This window comes from Streptomyces sp. WAC06614, assembly GCF_003949795.1.
Taxonomy (GTDB): domain Bacteria; phylum Actinomycetota; class Actinomycetes; order Streptomycetales; family Streptomycetaceae; genus Streptomyces.
In genome coordinates this window covers 1-17,985 of sequence record NZ_RPRY01000143.1, presented here as the reverse complement: position 1 = coordinate 17,985, position 17,985 = coordinate 1, and the positions used below count along the sequence as shown (strand labels likewise).

Sequence of the window (17,985 nt, the reverse complement as noted above, 5' to 3'; positions counted from 1 at the left end):
CCGGTGGGCTGAGCCGAGGGGGCCCGAGGGGCCGGGGCGAAGGGCGGTGCGGCCGGCCCGGTGAACCAGGGTAGCGGACGGGACGTGTTGCCGTCAGAGTCCACTCCCGGGACCGACGCAAGGAGACACTCATGGCCGACCCCACCACCCGTCGTACCGTGCTCGCCGCCGGCGCCGCGACCCTCGCGGGCACCGCGCTCACCGCCTGCGGCACGGACGCCCCGAAGGAGAAGGAGGCCGCCGGCGCCCCGGACCAGCCCCAGGCCGCCGGCTCGCCGGCGCCCGAGGCGGCCGCGCCGGGCGGGAAGCAGGCGCTGGGCACCACCGCCGACATCCCGGTCGGCGGCGGCAAGGTCTTCAAGGAGCAGAAGGTCGTGGTCACCCAGCCCAAGGCCGGGGAGTACAAGGCGTTCTCGGCGGTCTGCACCCACCAGGGCTGTGCCGTCAGCTCGGTGAAGGACGGTCACATCGTCTGCCCGTGCCACCAGAGCCTGTTCAAGGTCGCCGACGGCTCGGTGGCGGGCGGCCCGGCCACCCGCCCCCTCCCGGCCGCGAAGATCACCGTGGAGGGCACGAACATCACCCTGGCCTAGCCGGACGGCGCGGCCCCCGGCCGCCGGCCGGGGGCCGCTACTGCTTCCGCCCGCGGGTCAGGCGGCGTGCGCCGAACAGCAGCACCGCCAGGCCCGCCAGCACCAGCCCGCCGACCGTGAGGTCACCGCGGTCCGATCCGGCCGCCGCCGCACCCGGGGTGCCCGCCGCGCCCGGGGCGGCGGTGGCCGACCCGCCCGGCTGCGCCGGGGACGGGGCGGGGGACGGCACCGGCACGGCCACCACCCGGCTGTTCTCGCCCTCCGCCCCGAACAGCAGGGTCCGCCCGTCCGCCGAGTACGTCACCGACTCCGCCTGGCCCTGCCAGGGCGCGTCCACCCGCTCGCCCTCGCCCTGCGGGCGGCCGTCCCGCCAGACGTAGGTCCGAGCCAGCAGGTAGCCGCGCAGGGTCAGGCGGGTGCCGTCCGGGGAGAACGCCCCGTCCGTCACCCACGGCACCTGGGCGATCCGCTTGAAGACGTTGCTGCCGTCCGTGCTGAGCTGCTCCGGGCCCTCGTAGAGGCCGCCGCCGTTCTGGTTCTTGCTGGCGATATAGGCCCGCCCGGTCACCGGATGGACCATCAGCGACTCGGCGTCCCGGGGGCCGTCCTCGTAGCGCACCGTGAACTGCGTCGCCTTGACCGTCCGGTCGCCGAGCTCCGTGGGCTCGGGGAACCGGTAGATCCACACGTGGTCCCAGGTGCCGCCCCGGTTGTCGCCGATGTCCCCGAGGTACAACTGCCCGTCCGGGCCGAGCGAGATCGCCTCCACGTCCCGGGGCACGCCGATCCCGGTGAGGGTGATCCGCGCCACCGTGCGGCCCGTGGCGCCGTCGACGCCGTACACGTACGGGCCGTCGTCGCTGTCGTTGTGCGTCCAGTACACGCCCGGATGGCGCTTGCTGGCCGCCAGGCCGCTGGACTCCTTGATCCGGGCGTCGCCGATCGTGAACGAGGACGCGGTCTGCGGGCCCTCCGCGGCCGGGGCGGCGGCCGCCGGGAGCGCCGGCAGCACCGGGAGCGCCGGGAGCAGGGCCAGCGTCGCGGCGGCGAGGACGGAGGTCAGCGAAAGCGGTCGCATGTGCCCAGACTGCCAGGCCGTCCGCCCAAGATCGGCGTGTCCGGCATCACAGCGGTGGCCGGCGTCGGATCCGCGATGATGACCGGATGCGTTTCATGTTCGTCGGCGACTCCATGACCATCGGACGCGCCGGCGACTTCACCTGGCGCTACCGGATGTGGCAGCACCTGGTGGCGACCTTCGACGGCCCGTTCCAGATCGTCGGGCCGCGCAGCGCGCTCTACGACGTCCACGCCGACGAGGCCGTCAGCCACGACTACGCCGACCCGGCCTTCCCCGAGCGGGCCCGCCGGCACCTGGCCGGCTGGGGCGAGGGCTGGCAGCACATGGCCCCGGTCATCGGCGGGGCCGTCGCCGCCCACCGCCCCGACGTGCTGCTGGTCTCCCTGGGCCTGATCGACCTCGGCTTCTACACCCTGGCCGACGAGACGGCCGAGAACGCCCGCCGGTTCGTCGCCGCCGCGCGCGAGGCCCGCCCCGGCGTCCGCATGGTGCTGCTCCCGGTCATACCCAACGTCCGGGCCGAGTCCGACGCGCCGTTCGCCGCCGAGTGCGCCCGCTTCAACGAACTGCTGGCCAAGGCCGTCGCGGACCTGTGCACGGACGCCTCTCCGATCCTCCTGGGCGCCCGCCCGCAGGACTACGACATCCACCACGACACCTACGACGGCACCCACCCCAACGCCTCCGGCGAACACCGCCTGGCAGGCGAGTTCGCCGCCGTCCTCCACCAGGCCTGGGGCATCGGCGACCACTACACCGGAACCGCGGGGCCGTAGCACGGGGGTACTTGCTTCGAGTCCACTCGAAGCAGTTGGCTTGGGCCCCATGAAGTACACGCAGCTCGGACGCACCGGACTCAAGGTCAGCCGACTCGTACTCGGCACGATGAACTTCGGCCCCCAGACCGGGGAGGCCGACAGTCACGCTCTCATGGACGCCGCGCTGGACGCGGGCATCAACTTCTTCGACACCGCCAACGTCTACGGGTGGGGCGCCGACAAGGGCCGCACCGAAGAGATCATCGGCAGCTGGTTCGCGAAGGGCGGCCGCCGCCGCGAGAAGGTGGTCCTGGCCACCAAGGTCTACGCCAACATGGCCCCCGAGGGCGAGAGCTGGCCCAACTACGACCGGCTGTCGGCGGTGAACATCCGGCGCGCCGTCGACGCCAGCCTCCAGCGGCTGGGCACCGACCACATCGACCTCTACCAGTTCCACCACGTCGACCGGAACACCCCGTTCGAGGAGATCTGGCAGGCGATCGAGGTCCTCGTCCAGCAGGGCAAGATCCTCTACGCGGGCTCCTCGAACTTTCCCGGCTACAAGATCGCCCAGGCCAACGAGATCGCCGCCCGGACCGGCCGGCTCGGGCTGGTCAGCGAGCAGTGCCTGTACAACCTCGCCGAGCGGCGGGCCGAGCTGGAGACGATCCCGGCCGCCCAGGAGTACGGGCTCGGGGTCATCCCGTGGTCGCCGCTGCACGGCGGGCTGCTGGGCGGGGCGATCCGCAAGGCGGCCACCGGCGGCCGGTCGGCCTCCGGGCGCTCCGCCGACGCCCTGGCCAACACCTCGGTCCGGGCGCAGGTGCAGGCGTACGAGGACCTGCTGGACAAGCACGGGCTGGAGCCGGGGGAGGTGGCGCTGGCCTGGCTGTTGACGCGGCCGGGGGTCACCGGGCCGATCGTGGGTCCGCGGACGGCCGAGCAGCTCGACTCCGCGCTGCGGGCGGTCGAGCTGGAGCTGTCGGAGGAACTGCTGGCCGGGCTGGACGAGATCTTCCCCGGGCCGGGTCCGGCGCCGGAGGCCTTCGCCTGGTAGGGCGGGCGCCACCACGGTGACGGGTGCCGCGGTGGTGGGCGGGCGCCGGCCGCGGACGGGCGCCGGCGCGGTTACCTGAGCGCGGAGGCGGCTGCCACGACGACGAACATCAGCACGAGCACGCCCGCCATCACGCGGTTTCTGGTCTTGGGATCCACCCGTCGAGCCTAACGCGGGCGGCCCCGTGCCTCGCACCGAGGTCCGGGGCCGCCCCCATGGGCGGACGTCGGCGCAGGTCAGCCCCGCAGCCGCCAGGAGCCGACCACCTCGTAGCGCGGCTGCGCCCCGGGGGCCCCGCCGCCCGGGAGGTTGCTGCGCACCAGGTGCAGTTCCTCGACGGGCCACGGCGTGCCCTCGAAGCCGGCGAAGGCCTCGACGTACGGGCGCAGGTCCACCTCGGTACGGGCCCGGGCCACGGTGAGGTGGGGGTGGTAGCTGCGGTGCTGCTCCATCGGGATGCCGGAGCGGCGGGCGGCGGCGTCCGCCCGCTCGGCCAGCAGCCGCAGCGTGTCCAGGTCTCCGGCGGCCCCCGTCCACAGCGCCCGGTGGGCGAACCGCCCGCTGCCGTGCAGCCGCAGCACGAAGGGCGCGGTCCGCCCGGCCGCCCGCTCCAGCCGGACCTGTAGCTCGGGCAGCGGCCCCTCACCGACCTCGCCCATGAAGGCGAGCGTGAAGTGCCACCCCTCCTGGGCGGTCCACCGCAGCGCCTCGTCGTGCGGCAGGCCCTGGACGACCTCGCGCAGCTCCGCCACGGCGGCCGGCGGGGGCAGGACGGCGGCGAACAGTCTCATGGCCCGCAGCGTAGGCGGGTCAGGCCACGCGGACCAGTTCGCGCTGCGGCCGGTTCGGGACGAACGTCACCCCACGGCGGCTGACCTGGAGGTGCAGGTCGCCCACCCGGGCCAGGACCAGGCCGATCGCGACGGCCGCGGCCAGGGAGACCGCGCCGCCGGCGGCCATGCCGATCCGGGCGCCGTAGTGGTCCGTGACCCAGCCGACCAGCGGGGCGCCGACGGGGGTGCCGCCGGTGAACACCATCATGTACAGGGCCATCACCCGGCCCCGCATCTCGGGGTCGGTGGCCATCTGCACGCTGGAGTTGGCCACGACGTTGACCGTCAGGCCGAACATGCCGATCGGCACCATCAGGGCGGCGAACAGCCAGAACCCGGGCGCGAACGCACCGGCGACCTCCAGCACGGCGAACGCCACCGCCGCCGCGACCAGCAGCCGCAGCCGGCCGGGGCCGCGCCGGGCGGCCAGCAGCGCGCCGATCAGGGAGCCGACCGCGAGCAGCGTGTTGAACAGGCCGTAGGTGCCGGCGTCGCCGTGGAAGACGTCGTCGGCGAAGGCCGCCAGCCAGATCGGGAAGTTGAACCCGAAGGTGCCGATGAACCCGACCAGCACGATCGGCCAGATCAGCTCGGGGCGCCGGGAGACGTACCGCAGGCCCTCGCGCAGCTGTCCCTTGGTACGGGGGCGGGGCGCGGTGCGCTGGAGCTCGTGGGTGCGCATCAGCAGCAGCCCGGTCACGGGGGCCAGGAAGGACAGGCCGTTGAGCAGGAACGCCCAGCCGGAGCCGAAGGCGGTGATCAGCACGCCCGCGACGGCGGGGCCGACCAGCCGGGCGGACTGGAAGTTGGCCGAGTTCAGGCTGACCGCGTTCGCGAGCTGCGCGGGTCCCACCATCTCGGAGACGAAGGACTGCCGTGCCGGGTTGTCGACGACCGTGACGAGGCCGAGCAGGACGGCGGTCAGGTAGACGTGCCAGACCTGGACGTGGCCGGTGAGGGTCAGGACGGCCAGGGCGATGCCCGTCAGGCCCATCGCCGACTGGGTGGCGACCAGCAGGGGCCGCTTGGGCAGCCGGTCGGCGAGGACGCCCCCGTAGAGGCCGAACAGCAGCATCGGCAGGAACTGCAGCGCGATCGTGATACCGACGGCCGATGCGGAGCCGGTGAGCGACAGCACCAGCCAGTCCTGGGCGATGCGCTGCATCCAGGTGCCGGTGTTCGAGACGAGCTGTCCCATCGCGAAGAGCCGGTAGTTCCGGATCTTCAGCGACGAGAACATCGACTTCGACGTCTCGGGTGTCGCAGGGGTGGATGGGGAAGTCTGTCCGGGTGCGGAGTGGTCTCCGTTTCCCGTACTCAAGGGCTTTCGCCTCCTCGCGTCGTAGCTACAGGTGCGCGAGCTTCTCCAGGACGGGGGCGGCCGCTTTCAGCTTGGCCCATTCGTCCTCGTCGAGCTCGGCCGCGAGCCGGGCCAGGAAGGCGTTCCGCTTGCGGCGGCTCTCTTCGAGCATCGCCTCGGCTTGCTCCGTCTGGGTGACCACCTTCTGGCGGCGGTCGTCCGGGTGCGGCTTCAGCTCGACCAGGCCCTTGGACTCCAGCAGCGCCACGATGCGGGTCATCGACGGCGGCTGTACGTGCTCGCGGCGGGCCAGCTCACCGGGGGTGGCGGTGCCGCACCGGGCGAGGGTGCCCAGCACCGACATCTCGGTCGGGCTGAGCGATTCGTCGACGCGCTGGTGCTTCAGGCGCCGGCCCAGCCGCATGACGGCCGAGCGGAGGTCGTTCACGGCGGCTTCGTCGTCGCCATGGGAGAGGTCGAGCATGTTCGTTAGCTTAACTCATTACTCTCGCTAAAGATGCCAGGTTACCCACTGGTCGGGTGACTCTTGCGTCACATCACCCGTACGGGTGAGAAGGTGCCGGAAAGCGACACGCGTCCACGGCCCGAGCCCCGACTCTGGCGGGCATGGGGACACATGTGCTGAGCATGCGCATAGACGGGGAGCTCCTGGAGCGGCTCCGGACTCATGCCGCCAAACGCGGAATGAGCGTCCAGGACTACGTGGTCCGGACGCTCATTCGCGACGACTTCGACGAGCGCTTCAAGTGCGCGGTCGAGGAGACGGAGAAGTTCTACGGCCTCACCTGAGGGCCGGGCGGCGGCCGGGCGAGGGCCGGGCCCTCGGGTGAGGCCGGGCCGGGATCAGGTCAGACCCAGTGCCGGCATCAGGTAGTAGAAGACGAACACCGCCGAGACGACGTACATCGCCACCGGCACCTCCCGGCCGCGGCCGGTCACCAGCCGCAGCACGGAGAAGCTGATGAAGCCGATGCCGATGCCGTTGGTGATCGAGTACGTGAACGGCATCATGACCATCGCCAGGAAGGCCGGCACGGCGATGGTGAAGTCGCTCCAGTCGATGTCCGTGACCGAGCCCGCCAGGATCAGGAAGCCCACCGCGATCAGCGCCGGGGTGGCGGCCTGCGACGGGACCATCGTGGCCAGCGGCGTCAGGAACAGCGCGCCCGCGAACAGACCGCCGGTGACCACGTTCGCCAGGCCCGTCCGGGCCCCCTCGCCGACCCCGGCCGTGGATTCCACGAAGCAGGTGGTGGCCGAGGAGGAGGTGGCGCCGCCGGAGGCGACCGCCAGGCCGTCGATCAGCAGGACCTTGTTGATGCCGGGGAAGTTGCCGTCCTTGTCCATCAGCTTGGCCTCGTCGCCGACGCCCAGGATGGTGCCCATGGCGTCGAAGAAGCAGGACAGCAGCACGGTGAAGACGAACAGGATGCCGGTCAGCAGGCCGACCTTGTCGAAGCCGCCGAACAGGCTGACCTGACCGACCAGCCCGAAGTCGGGCGCGGCCACCGGGTTGCCCGGCCACTGCGGCACGGTCAGGCCCCAGGCCTCGGCGGGCAGGTCGGCCACGAGCTGCACCACCACCGCGACCACGGTCATCGCGACGATGGAGATCAGGATGGCGCCGGGCACCTTGCGGATCAGCAGCGCGAGGGTGAGCAGCACGCCCAGGACGAAGATCAGCACCGGCCAGCCCTGGAGGTGGCCGCTGCCGCCGAGCTGGAGCGGGACGGTGGTGTGCGCGGCGTCCGGGATCCGGCTGACGAAGCCCGCGTCGACCAGGCCGATCAGCATGATGAACAGGCCGATGCCGATCGCGATGCCCTTGCGCAGGCCCAGGGGGACGGCGTTCATGACCCGCTCGCGCAGGCCGGTGGCGACCAGCAGCATCACCACGAAGCCGGCCAGGACCACCATGCCCATGGCGTCCGGCCAGCTCATCCGCGGGGCGAGCTGGAGGGCGACGACGGTGTTGACGCCGAGGCCGGCCGCCAGGGCGATCGGCACGTTGCCGATGACCCCCATCAGCAGGGTGGTGAAGGCCGCGGTGAGCACGGTGGCGGTGACCAGCTGGCCGCCGTCGAGCTGGTGGCCGTACATGTCCTTCGCGCTGCCGAGGATGATCGGGTTCAGCACGATGATGTAGGCCATCGCGAAGAAGGTGGCGAAGCCGCCGCGGACCTCGCGGGCCACGGTCGAGCCGCGCTCGGAGATCTTGAAGTAGCGGTCGAGTCCGCTGCCGCCCGAGGAGGGGGGCGTGGGGGCTGCCGCGGACGACGCGGGGGCCGAGGTGCTCATTCGGTCCTCTGATGGTTCGTTTAGTGGGTTCGCACGAGCGAATCCCGTCTGAGGCAAACCGTTTCAGTATGAACACATGAACGAAGTGACGTCCATCTCCGCGCGTAGATGCGCGAGCCCGGCACCTAAACTGGCCGCATGGCGAAATGGACCCCGAAGCACGAGGCACCCGAGCCCCTGGAGGGCCCGGTCGTCGCCACCATCACCGGCGGCACGATCCTCTGGTTCGTCCTGTTCGTCGTCCAGCTCCCCTTCTACGGCTGGTTCGCCGACCGCGACCTGCTGTGGTGGGTGTGGACCTGCGCCGCCGGCGGCGGCCTCGGCCTCATCGGCATCTGGTACGTCCGCGGCCGCGACGCGGCCCTGAAGCGGCATGCGGCGCAGGCCGCAGCCGGTGCCGGTGGCGGTGCCGGTGGCGGTGCCGGGGCGACTCCCGGCGCGGCGGACACCCCCTGACGGGCGGCGCGCCCCGCCCCTGACCGGCCGGCCGGCGTGCCGGCGGGGTGGACCGTAAGGACCGGTCGGGCCCTGCCCACCCCCTACCAACGAACGATTCGGGTCGTCCCAGGGTCGGATCTTCGGTCCCCTCGACGGGTGAAGGACCCGCACCCGCTTTACCGTCGAAAACATGACCCAGCGGGCGAAGATCGACCATGACGGTCCGGAAGGGACGGGCGGCGCCGCCATCGACGCGGGCGCCGAACTCGACCCCGTGCACCCGGTGCGCCCCCCGGCGCCCCGCTTCAAGCCGGCCGGCCTGTCCACGGCCGAGGTCGCCGAACGCGTGGCCCGCGGCGACGTCAACGACGTCCCCGTGCGCAGCAGCCGCTCCACCGCCGACATCGTCCGCGCCAACGTCTTCACCCGGTTCAACGCGATCATCGGCGTGCTCTGGCTGATCATGCTCCTCGTCGCGCCGATCCAGGACACCCTCTTCGGCTTCGTGATCATCGCCAACACCGGTATCGGCATCATCCAGGAGCTGCGCGCCAAGAAGACCCTCGACGGGCTCGCGGTCATCGGCGAGGCCAAGCCGAACGTCCGGCGCGACGGCCGTACCGCCGAGATCTCCACCTCGGAGATCGTCCTCGACGACGTGGTCGAGCTCGGACCGGGCGACAAGGTCGTCGTGGACGGCGTCGTCGGCGAGGCCGACGGCTTGGAGATCGACGAGTCCCTGCTGACCGGCGAGGCCGACCCGGTCCTGAAGAAGCCGGGCGACCCGGTCATGTCGGGCTCGTTCGTGGTCGCCGGCGGCGGCGCGTTCACCGCCACCAAGGTCGGCCGCGAGGCCTACGCCGCCCAGCTCGCGGAGGAGGCCTCCCGGTTCACGCTGGTCCACTCCGAGCTGCGCTCCGGCATCTCCACCATCCTCAAGTACGTGACGTGGATGATGATCCCGACCTCGATCGGCCTGATCATCAGCCAGCTCGTGGTGAAGGACGACAACCTCAAGGACGCCGTCGCCCGGACCGTCGGCGGCATCGTCCCGATGATCCCCGAGGGCCTGGTCCTGCTGACCTCCGTCGCCTTCGCCATCGGTGTGGTCCGGCTCGGCCGCAAGCAGTGCCTGGTGCAGGAGCTGCCCGCCATCGAGGGCCTGGCCCGGGTGGACGTGGTCTGCCTGGACAAGACCGGCACCCTCACCGAGGGCGGGATGGACGTCACCGAACTGCGCCCGCTGGGCGGCGCGGACCCCGTCTACGTCGAGACGGTGCTCGGCGCGCTCGGCGAGTCCGACCCGCGCCCGAACGCCAGCCTCCAGGCGATCATCGACGCCTACCCCGACCGCGAGGACTGGCGCTGCACCGAGTCCCTGCCGTTCTCCTCCGCCCGCAAGTACAGCGGCGCCAGCTTCAGCGAGGGCGACGGCGAGGACTCCGTCTGGCTGCTCGGCGCCCCCGACGTCCTGCTGCCGGCCGGCGATGCGGCCCTGAAGGAGATCGACACCCTCAACGAACAGGGGCTACGGGTCCTGCTGCTGGCCCGGGCGACCCGCGAGCTGGACGATCCGGCGGTCGCCACCGGGGCCCGCCCCACGGCCCTGGTCGTCCTCGAACAGCGGCTGCGGCCGGACGCCGCGGACACCCTGCGCTACTTCGACGAGCAGAAGGTGCACGCCAAGGTCATCTCCGGCGACAACGCCGTCTCGGTCTCCGCGGTGGCCGGCAAGCTGGGCCTGCCCGGTGCCGAGAACACCGTGGACGCCCGCAGCCTGCCCGCCGACCGGAGCGAGATGGCCGAGGCCCTGGACCGCAACGCCGTCTTCGGCCGGGTCACCCCGCAGCAGAAGCGGGACATGGTCGGTGCGCTGCAGTCCCGTGGGCACACCGTCGCCATGACGGGCGACGGCGTCAACGACGTCCTGGCCCTCAAGGACGCCGACATCGGCGTCGCCATGGGCTCGGGCTCGGAGGCCACCCGGGCGGTCGCCCAGATCGTGCTGCTGAACAACTCCTTCGCCACGCTGCCGTCGGTGGTGGCGGAGGGCCGCCGGGTGATCGGCAACATCACCCGGGTCGCCACCCTCTTCCTGACCAAGACGGTCTACTCGGTCCTGCTGGCGATCCTGGTGGTCTGCTGGCAGGTGGAGTACCCCTTCCTGCCCCGCCACCTGACCCTGCTGTCCACGCTCACCATCGGTGTGCCGGCCTTCTTCCTGGCCCTGGCACCCAACAAGGAGCGGGCCAAGCCGCACTTCGTCCGCCGGGTCATGCGGTACGCCGTCCCCGGCGGGGTGCTGGCCGCCGTCGCCACCTTCGTGACGTACCTGATCGCCCGCTCGTACTACTCCGGCGAGGGCGCCCTCCAGGCCGAGACCAGCGCGGCCACCCTGACACTGTTCCTGACCTCGATGTGGGTCCTGGCGATCATCGCCCGCCCGTACACCTGGTGGCGCCTGGCCCTGGTCGGCGCCATGGGCGCGGCCTTCCTGGTCGTCCTGCTCGTGCCCTGGCTCCAGGACTTCTTCCAGCTCAAGCTGGTCGGCGTCACCATGCCCTGGCTGGCCGTCGCCGTCGCGGCCGCCGCCTCGGCCCTGATCGAGCTCACGTTCCGCCTGGTCGACCGCCGCTTCCCGGCGTGACGACGCCGTGACCGACGGCGCGCCGTGCCCGGCCCGGCGGTGGGCGGGCGGAGGGGTTGTGGTGGGCCATCCGGGCGGCCGCTGTGTGTCGGCCGCCCGCGCGCGGGAACGGCTCTCTACCTTCCGTGGGTGTACCTCCCGCACCTGCGAAAGGCCACCGCCGTGAAGCGCACCGCCCGTACCGCCGCCCGCGCCCTGACCGTCCTCGCCGCCAGCGCGGCGCTCGGACTCTTCGCCGGCGCCGCGCCGGCGGCCGCCGACGAGGACGGCACGACGTACGTGTTCGTCGTCGGCAGCCAGGTCTGGCAGACCGCCCAGGACGACATCTTCAACGCCGGCCGGGAGAACACCGTCGGCTCCCACAACGGGGGCGCCGGCAGCGCCTCCGCCCTGGCCGGGTTCCGCAGCATGACGGTCACCGACTGGACGAAGTCCTTCTAGCCGCCGGCCGCGGCCGGCGGCCGCACTAGTCGAACCACCTGTCCCGGGCCAGTTCCGCGGTCCGGGACGGGTCCTCCAGGAGGGCCGCCACCTCGAAGCGGCGCGGCCACTGGGCGCACGCCCAGGCCAGGCCGGCCGCGACGCCCTCCAGGGTGGAGGCGTGCAGGACGCCGTCCGGGGTGAGGCGCCAGTCCAGCTCGACCCCGCCCGCCACCAGCTCCTCGTGCTCCAGGTACGTCCGCGGGGTCGCCGGACCCAGCAGCACCCGGACCGGCTCCGGCACCTCGTGCTCCTCGCCCGGCGTGGTGACCTCCGCCGGGACCGTCTCCGACAGACGGCGGACCTGGAGCAGCTCGGCCAGCTCCGCCGCCCGCGCCGGGGCCACCGGCAGCAGCGGCAGCCCGCCGGTCAGCGGCAGCAGGTCCGGCGCGTCCGCGACCACCGCCTCGGCCGCGTCCACGACCACCACCTCGCCGTCCACCACCGCGCGCAGCTCGTCGGGCAGCGTGACCTGCTCCGGGTCCAGCTCGGCCAGCGCCCCGTACAGGGCGTGCAGCTGGCGGCCCGTCACCTCCCGCTCGGAATCGGCCAGCCGGCCCAGCAGCTCGGCCGCACCGCCCGGCTCGTCCAGCAGGGCCGCCACCGAGGTCCGTACGCCCAGGGCCCGCAGCACCTGCTCGTCCTCGAAGCCGGTGGCGTCGGCGGAGTCGTACAGCCCCTCCAGCAGCGGATCGCCGCCGGCCGCGCGCAGACCGGCCGGGCGCCGCCCCTCCAGGACCGGGTGGTCGCGCAGCCACCAGGCGGTGTACGGGCGGACGTTCTGCGTGGTGCCGTCGGGCAGCAGCACCCGCACCGGCTGGGTCAGCGCGTCCCGCAGCGGCGGCCGGGCCAGCAGGGCCAGGGCCTCGCGCCACTTGTCGTCGTCGACCAGGTCCAGGTCCCGTACGGCGACCAGCTCGGTCGCGACCGGGGGCACGGGGCTGTCCGGGAGCTGGTCCAGGACGTCCTCGCACCACACGTCGACCGCGTCGAGCAGCCCGGCGTCGTCGGGCTCGGGGAAGTCGCCGTCGCGCGGCTCCAGTTCGTCCGGGTCCAGCACCACGTCGGTGGTCCGCACGAGCTGGAAGTCGGCCAGCACCCCGCAGGCGGTCAGCGGCTGTGCGCCCCACCGCTCGGCCAGCTCGCCGTCCACGAAGCCGAGTTCGTCCTCGCGCACGACCGCCGCGAAGGGGCTGCCGGGCAGGACGAGTTCGGCCGCCGGAGCCAGTTCGCCGTCCTCGTCGGGCAGGGCGAGCGCGCCCAGCCACGGCTCGTCGCCGGGCTCCAGGCCGGCGTCCCGGACCAGGCCGAGGACGATCTCGGCCAGCTCCTCCGGGTCCAGGGCGTCCTCGTCCCAGATCTCCCCGGCGTCCAGGGAGGCCGCGACCGCGGCCCGTACCTGCGGGGTGGTCAGCACCGCCCGCGGGTTGGCCGGGACCGCGCCGAGCTTCTCCAGCAGCGGGTGCGCGGCGTCCGGGTGGGCGATCCTCAGGCCGATCCGGGTGAGCCCGGCCGGGGTGTCCGGGCCGGGCAGCAGGATGTGCCGGGGGCCGATCGCGGCCCGGACCGGGCCGCCGGCGGGCTCGCCCTCCCGGGCGGGCTCCGCCGCCAGCGGCACGGGCAGCCCGGTCAGCCGGTCGGGGTCCACCCCGGCCAGCGAGTCGTAGAGCCGGTACCACCACTGCGGGGACCGGTCGATGCCCGCGATCCGCTCGATGGCGTCGCCCAGCGGCAGCCGCCCGACGCCCAGCGCGCGCAGCTCGGACCGCCGCTCCAGGCCGGCCGGCAGCAGGGTGGGCAGCACCTCGGCGAGCACCCGTACGGTCTCGGCGCCGGCGCCCTCGACGACCTCGGCCTCGAACGGGCGCAGCGCGACCAGCTCCTCCGAGGGCGCCGCGGGCGCGAGGAACGCCGTGCGGGGCAGCCGCTGGAGGATCGCCGCGCGCAGGGCGCCGTCCAGCGCGCCCTGCCCCAGCGGGCCGGGCACCAGGTCGACCAGGCCGGTGCTCACGGGCCGCCACCCGCCGAGCAGTTCGGCGTAGGCCTCGGCCGCCCGCTCCACCAGGAAGTCGGTCAGCGGGCCCGGCGCCGGGTGCCGGCGGGCGGTGTCCAGCGGCAGGCTGGCGATCAGCAGCGCGGGGATGCCGAGCGGCTCGTCGGTCGGGGTGGGCGCGTGCACCACGGGCGCGGTGCCGGGGCGCAGCGGTGCGCCCTCGGCGTCCACCGGCACCGCCCAGGAGACGGTCCAGTACGGGCGCAGCCGCTCCTCCACCGGACGGTCGGCGAGCAGCGCGGGGTCGAGGGTGCCGTGGTGGCGGACGGTGCGCCAGTGGCGTACCTGTCCGGCGCTGTCGTCGATGACGGTGAACGCGCCGTCGGTGCGGCGGGTCAGCGTACGGATGCCCTCGGGGGTCTCGACCACCAGCTCGTCCAGCCCGGGCAGGGTCAGCAGCAGGGCGTCGTCGACCGCGGCGAGCAGCCGGCGGACCAGGTCCTCGGCGGCGGCGTCGCGCAGCGGCAGCACGACCACGGTGTCGTAGCCCTCGGGCGCGATGCCCTCGGCGGCCAGCGGCAGCCGCAGCAGCGGGACGTGGCCGTCGCGGCGGCGCAGTTCGTCGCCGAGGCCGGGGCTGTGCCGGGCGGTGTCGGCAGCCAGTTCCCGCGCCTCGGCCAGGGACCAGCGGACGCCGCCGTGCCGGCCGAGCACGGCGGGCTCGTCGGACACCGCGAGGACGGCGGCGAAGCCGACGCCGAACCGGCCCACGGACTGCCCGTCCGGGTCGGCGGCCGGCTCCCGCTTGGCGGAGGCGCGCAGGGTGCTCAGGGACTCCACACCGGTGGCGTCCAGCGGAGCGCCGGTGTTGGCGGCGGCGAGCACCGGGTGTCCGCCCTCGACCGGGTGCACGGTCAACCGGAGCCGGCCGGGTACCCCGGCGCGGGCGGCGGCGTCGGCGGCGTTCTGGGCCAGCTCGACCACGAGCCGGTCCCGGTAGCCGCCGAGCGCCAGGTCCTCCTCGGCGTTGGCGTCCTCGCGGAACCGGGCCGGCGAGGCCGCCCACGCGTCGAGCACCCCGCGCCGCAACCTGGCCGTGCCGAAGGGGTCGACGCCGCCCGGGGCTGCCGTCACTCGCACGCTCACGCCGCTGCCTCCTTGATCCTGGGACCCCGAAGGTATCGTGCGCCGGACCGCCGCCGGACAACGGCCGGTGGGCTGCGCCTTGCCGGTGAGGTGGGCGAACACCACCACGTTGGCCCCGGCGACGGGCGGCCCGTCACCGGGGCCTGGATGCGTGGGGCACCGAGGTCAGAGACGCTCGATGACGTAGTCGATGCAGCCGGTCAGCGCCTCGACGTCGGCCGGGTCGATCGCCGGGAACATCGCGATGCGCAGCTGGTTGCGGCCCAGCTTCCGGTACGGCTCGGTGTCCACGATGCCGTTGGCGCGCAGCACCTTGGCGATCGCCGCCGCGTCGATGTCGTCGGAGAAGTCGATGGTGCCGATGACCGACGAGCGCTTGCCCGGGTCCGTCACGAACGGCGCCGCGTGCTTGGACGCCTCGGCCCAGCCGTACAGCGCGCTCGCGGAGGCCGCCGTCCGGGCGGTCGCCCAGTCCAGACCGCCCTGGCCGTTGATCCACTTGAGCTGCTGGTCCAGCAGGAACAGCGTGGCCAGCGCCGGCGTGTTGTACGTCTGGTTCTTCAGCGAGTTGTCGATCGCCGTCGGCAGCGAGAAGAACTCCGGCACGTGCCGGCCGGAGGCGTGCACGCGCTGCGCCCGCTCCAGGGCGGCCGGGGAGAACGCCGCCAGCCACAGGCCGCCGTCGGAGGCGAAGGACTTCTGCGGGGCGAAGTAGTAGACGTCGCTCTGGGTGATGTCCACCGGCAGACCACCGGCGCCCGAGGTGGCGTCGACCAGCACCAGCGCGCCCTCGTCGGCGCCCGCGACCCGCTCGATCGGGGCGGCGACACCGGTGGAGGTCTCGTTGTGCGTGAACGCGTACACGTCCACACCCGCCTCGGCCTGCGGCTCGGGGTGCGTGCCCGGGTCGGAGGAGATCACGGTCGGCTCGTCCAGCCACGGCGCGAGCTTGGCGGCCTTGGCGAACTTGGAGGAGAACTCGCCGAAGTTCAGGTGCTGCGACTTCCGCTCGATGAGCCCGTGCGTCGCGACGTCCCAGAACGCGGTGGAGCCGCCGTTGCCCAGGATCACCTCGTAGCCCTCGGGCAGCGAGAAGAGGTCCCGGACGCCCTGCCGCACCGAGCCGACCAGGTTCTTGACCGGGGCCTGGCGGTGGGAGGTGCCGAGCAGGGAGGTACCGGTGGCGGCCAGCGCGTCCAGCGCCTCGGTCCGCACCTTGGAGGGGCCCGCGCCGAAGCGTCCGTCGGCGGGCTTGATGTCAGCGGGAATCTGGATCTCAGCCACGGACGGAGGGTATCGGGTCCCGCCACGCCCTTCGGCCGGGCGTCCACCCGATGAGACGACCGGGACGGCCGGGACGGGCGCGTACGAACGCATACGGGCGCATACGGGCGTACCGCAGAAGGAAAGGAAAGGAAGAGGAAGGAAACGGAAGGAAAGGAAGGGGAAAGGAACGAGGATGGCGACCGATCTGGAACGGGCCCTGCGGGCCGCCGTCCGTGGCGAGGTGGACTTCGGGGCGACGGCCCGCGCCCTGACGACGATGGACGCGTCCAACTACCGGCGGGTGCCGCGGGGCGTGGTCGCCCCGCGCGACACCGAGGACGTGGCCCGCACCCTGGAGGTGTGCCGCGGGGCCGGCGTGCCCGTCGTCCCGCGCGGCGGCGGGACCTCCATCGCCGGGCAGGCCACCGGCGTCGGCGTGGTGCTCGACCTCACCCGGCACATGAACGGTTTGGTGTCCCTGGACCCGCAGGCCCGTACCGCGGTCGTCCGGCCCGGCCTGGTCCTGGACACCCTGCGGGCCGCCGCCCGCCCCCACGGCCTGACCTTCGGCCCGGACCCCTCCACCCACTCCCGGTGCACCCTCGGCGGGATGATCGGCAACAACGCGTGCGGCGCCCACTCCGTGGCCTGGGGCACCACCGCCGACAACGTGCTGGAGCTGGAGGTGCTCACGTACGGCGGTGGCCGGCACCGGATCGCGCGCGGCTGGCAGGGCGCCCCGCCGGGCCTGTCCGACCTGGTCGGGCACCACCTGGCCCTGCTCCGCACCGGCATGTCGGACCCGGCCGGCGGCCGACTGCCGCGCCGGATCTCGGGCTACGCGGTGGACGCCCTGCTCCCCGAGCGGGGGACGGACGTGGCCCGGGCCTTCTGCGGCAGCGAGGGCACCCTCGGCGTGCTGACCGAGGCGGTGGTGCGCCTGGTCGAACTGCCGCGCCGGCCCGCCCTGCTGGTGCTCGGCTACGCCGACGAGAGCGCGGCGGCCGACGCCGCGGCCGGGATCGTCGCGCACGGCCCGCTGACCGTGGAGGGCATGGCGGCCGACCTGGTGCGCGGCGCGGCCGGGCTGCCGCGCGGCGGGGCCTGGCTGTTCGTGGAGATGCCGGACGAAGGCGCCGCCCGGGCCCTGGCCCGGGTGGCGGACGCGGTGGACCGGCGGGTGGTCGTGGACCCGGCGCAGCAGCGCGCCCTGTGGCGGATCCGGGAGGACGCGGCGGGCACCGCCACGCGCACCCCCGACGGTGGTGACGCCTGGCCCGGCTGGGAGGACTGCGCGGTCCCGCCGGCCCGCCTGGGCGCCTACCTGCGGGAATTCCGGGCCCTCCTCGCGGCGCACGGCCTGCGGGGCACCCCGTACGGGCACTTCGGCGAGGGCTGCGTACACGTCCGCATCGACTTCGACCTGGTGAGCGAGCGCGGGGTGGCCCGCTTCCGCGCCTTCTCGCAGGAGCTGGCCGACCTCGTGGTCTCCCACGGCGGCTCGTTGTCGGGCGAGCACGGCGACGGGCAGGCCCGGGCGGAACTGCTGCCGAAGATGTACGGGGCCGAGGTGGTCGAGCTGTTCGGTGCGTACAAGGACGTCTGGGACCCGGCGGGCGGCATGAACCCGGGCATGCTGGCCCGGCCCGCCCGGCTCGACGAGAACCTCCGCTTCACCGCCCTGCCGATGGCGCAGCCGCTGGCCCCCGAGGTGGCCCGCTGCGTGGGCGTGGCCAAGTGCCGCTCGGCCGGGGCCGGGGCGGGGGTGATGTGCCCGTCGTACCGGGTCACCGGCGAGGAACGGCATTCCACCCGGGGGCGGGCCAGGCTGTTGCACGAGATGCTGGTGGGCGAGGTGATCACGGACGGCTGGCGTTCCGAGGAGGTCGCCGAGGCGCTGGACCTCTGCCTGGCCTGCAAGGGCTGCCACCGGGACTGCCCGGTGGGGGTGGACATGGCCACGTACAAGTCGGAGTTCCTGGCCCGCCACTGGAAGGGGCGCCTGCGCCCCCGCTCCCACTGGACCCTGGGCAGCCTACCCACCTGGCTCCACCTGATCACCACCCTCCGAGCC

At 73.5% G+C, this 17,985-nt stretch carries 15 protein-coding genes; 8 read left to right on the top strand and 7 right to left on the bottom strand.

Features of this window, described 5'->3' with window-relative positions:
* Window positions 1-131 precede the first annotated feature (131 nt).
* Window positions 132-593 (top strand): Rieske (2Fe-2S) protein, encoded by a 462-nt coding sequence (locus EF918_RS19930; protein ID WP_125648166.1) that lies wholly within the window; start codon window positions 132-134, stop codon window positions 591-593.
* A gap of 37 nt (window positions 594-630) precedes the next feature.
* On the opposite strand, the gene EF918_RS19925 is transcribed toward EF918_RS19930, so the two are convergent.
* Entirely contained in the window at window positions 631-1,671 is a 1,041-nt protein-coding gene (locus EF918_RS19925) for a WD40 repeat domain-containing protein (protein ID WP_125648163.1), read from the bottom strand.
* 86 nt (window positions 1,672-1,757) lie between these two features.
* Between EF918_RS19925 and EF918_RS19920 the strand changes: the two genes are divergently transcribed.
* Complete coding sequence (locus tag EF918_RS19920; protein ID WP_125648160.1) at window positions 1,758-2,450, top strand: GDSL-type esterase/lipase family protein; 693 nt, start codon at window positions 1,758-1,760, stop codon at window positions 2,448-2,450.
* Between the two features lie 49 nt (window positions 2,451-2,499).
* Window positions 2,500-3,489 carry an aldo/keto reductase gene (locus EF918_RS19915; RefSeq protein WP_125648157.1) on the top strand — a complete coding sequence of 330 codons (990 nt, stop codon included), beginning with the start codon at window positions 2,500-2,502 and terminating at the stop codon, window positions 3,487-3,489.
* 236 nt (window positions 3,490-3,725) lie between these two features.
* On the opposite strand, the gene thpR is transcribed toward EF918_RS19915, so the two are convergent.
* Genes thpR through EF918_RS19900 form a run of 3 tightly spaced genes read right to left on the bottom strand, consistent with a single transcriptional unit; the run spans window position 3,726 to window position 6,106 of the window.
* The gene (gene thpR, locus EF918_RS19910; RefSeq protein ID WP_125648155.1) at window positions 3,726-4,280 is read right to left on the bottom strand and encodes an RNA 2',3'-cyclic phosphodiesterase; all 555 of its coding nucleotides are present in this window, start codon (window positions 4,278-4,280) and stop codon (window positions 3,726-3,728) included.
* 19 nt (window positions 4,281-4,299) lie between these two features.
* Window positions 4,300-5,643, bottom strand: coding sequence for an MFS transporter (locus EF918_RS19905; RefSeq protein ID WP_185921830.1), 1,344 nt, complete (start codon window positions 5,641-5,643; stop codon window positions 4,300-4,302).
* Between the two features lie 25 nt (window positions 5,644-5,668).
* Window positions 5,669-6,106 carry a MarR family winged helix-turn-helix transcriptional regulator gene (locus EF918_RS19900; protein WP_125648149.1) on the bottom strand — a complete coding sequence of 146 codons (438 nt, stop codon included), beginning with the start codon at window positions 6,104-6,106 and terminating at the stop codon, window positions 5,669-5,671.
* A 143-nt stretch (window positions 6,107-6,249) separates the two neighbouring features.
* On the opposite strand from EF918_RS19900, the gene EF918_RS19895 reads away from it, so the two are divergent.
* Window positions 6,250-6,432, top strand: coding sequence for a ribbon-helix-helix protein, CopG family (locus EF918_RS19895; RefSeq protein WP_125648146.1), 183 nt, complete (start codon window positions 6,250-6,252; stop codon window positions 6,430-6,432).
* A gap of 54 nt (window positions 6,433-6,486) precedes the next feature.
* On the opposite strand, the gene EF918_RS19890 is transcribed toward EF918_RS19895, so the two are convergent.
* A complete protein-coding gene (locus EF918_RS19890; protein WP_125648142.1) occupies window positions 6,487-7,941 on the bottom strand; it encodes an NCS2 family permease in 1,455 nt (484 codons plus the stop codon).
* A gap of 138 nt (window positions 7,942-8,079) precedes the next feature.
* On the opposite strand from EF918_RS19890, the gene EF918_RS19885 reads away from it, so the two are divergent.
* The 3 genes from EF918_RS19885 to EF918_RS19875 all read left to right on the top strand — a co-directional run bounded on the left by EF918_RS19885 (window position 8,080) and on the right by EF918_RS19875 (window position 11,467).
* Window positions 8,080-8,397, top strand: coding sequence for a DUF2530 domain-containing protein (locus EF918_RS19885; RefSeq protein ID WP_125648139.1), 318 nt, complete (start codon window positions 8,080-8,082; stop codon window positions 8,395-8,397).
* Between the two features lie 172 nt (window positions 8,398-8,569).
* Window positions 8,570-11,026, top strand: a complete 2,457-nt coding sequence (locus EF918_RS19880) for an HAD-IC family P-type ATPase (RefSeq protein ID WP_125648135.1) — start codon at window positions 8,570-8,572, stop codon at window positions 11,024-11,026.
* A gap of 129 nt (window positions 11,027-11,155) precedes the next feature.
* Complete coding sequence (locus EF918_RS19875; protein ID WP_125648133.1) at window positions 11,156-11,467, top strand: hypothetical protein; 312 nt, start codon at window positions 11,156-11,158, stop codon at window positions 11,465-11,467.
* Window positions 11,468-11,492: 25 nt separating this feature from the next.
* On the opposite strand, the gene EF918_RS19870 is transcribed toward EF918_RS19875, so the two are convergent.
* Together EF918_RS19870 and serC are read right to left on the bottom strand one after the other, a co-directional pair.
* Entirely contained in the window at window positions 11,493-14,645 is a 3,153-nt protein-coding gene (locus tag EF918_RS19870; RefSeq protein ID WP_125648128.1) for a sacsin N-terminal ATP-binding-like domain-containing protein, read from the bottom strand.
* 165 nt (window positions 14,646-14,810) lie between these two features.
* A complete protein-coding gene (gene serC / locus EF918_RS19865; protein WP_125648124.1) occupies window positions 14,811-15,929 on the bottom strand; it encodes a phosphoserine transaminase in 1,119 nt (372 codons plus the stop codon).
* A gap of 175 nt (window positions 15,930-16,104) precedes the next feature.
* Here serC and EF918_RS19860 point away from each other — a divergent pair.
* A partial coding sequence (locus EF918_RS19860; RefSeq protein ID WP_148141248.1) for an FAD-binding and (Fe-S)-binding domain-containing protein occupies window positions 16,105-17,985 on the top strand: 1,881 nt, incomplete at its 3' end.

Bases quoted from the DNA above. Each gene is read 5' to 3' on its own strand.
- EF918_RS19930 (WP_125648166.1), top strand. From the start codon at position 132: ATGGCCGACCCCACCACCCGTCGTACCGTGCTCGCCGCCGGCGCCGCG.
- EF918_RS19925 (WP_125648163.1), bottom strand. From the start codon at position 1,671: ATGCGACCGCTTTCGCTGACCTCCGTCCTCGCCGCCGCGACGCTGGCC.
- EF918_RS19920 (WP_125648160.1), top strand. From the start codon at position 1,758: ATGCGTTTCATGTTCGTCGGCGACTCCATGACCATCGGACGCGCCGGC.
- EF918_RS19915 (WP_125648157.1), top strand. From the start codon at position 2,500: ATGAAGTACACGCAGCTCGGACGCACCGGACTCAAGGTCAGCCGACTC.
- thpR (WP_125648155.1), bottom strand. From the start codon at position 4,280: ATGAGACTGTTCGCCGCCGTCCTGCCCCCGCCGGCCGCCGTGGCGGAG.
- EF918_RS19900 (WP_125648149.1), bottom strand. From the start codon at position 6,106: ATGCTCGACCTCTCCCATGGCGACGACGAAGCCGCCGTGAACGACCTC.
- EF918_RS19895 (WP_125648146.1), top strand. From the start codon at position 6,250: ATGGGGACACATGTGCTGAGCATGCGCATAGACGGGGAGCTCCTGGAG.
- EF918_RS19890 (WP_125648142.1), bottom strand. From the start codon at position 7,941: ATGAGCACCTCGGCCCCCGCGTCGTCCGCGGCAGCCCCCACGCCCCCC.
- EF918_RS19885 (WP_125648139.1), top strand. From the start codon at position 8,080: ATGGCGAAATGGACCCCGAAGCACGAGGCACCCGAGCCCCTGGAGGGC.
- EF918_RS19880 (WP_125648135.1), top strand. From the start codon at position 8,570: ATGACCCAGCGGGCGAAGATCGACCATGACGGTCCGGAAGGGACGGGC.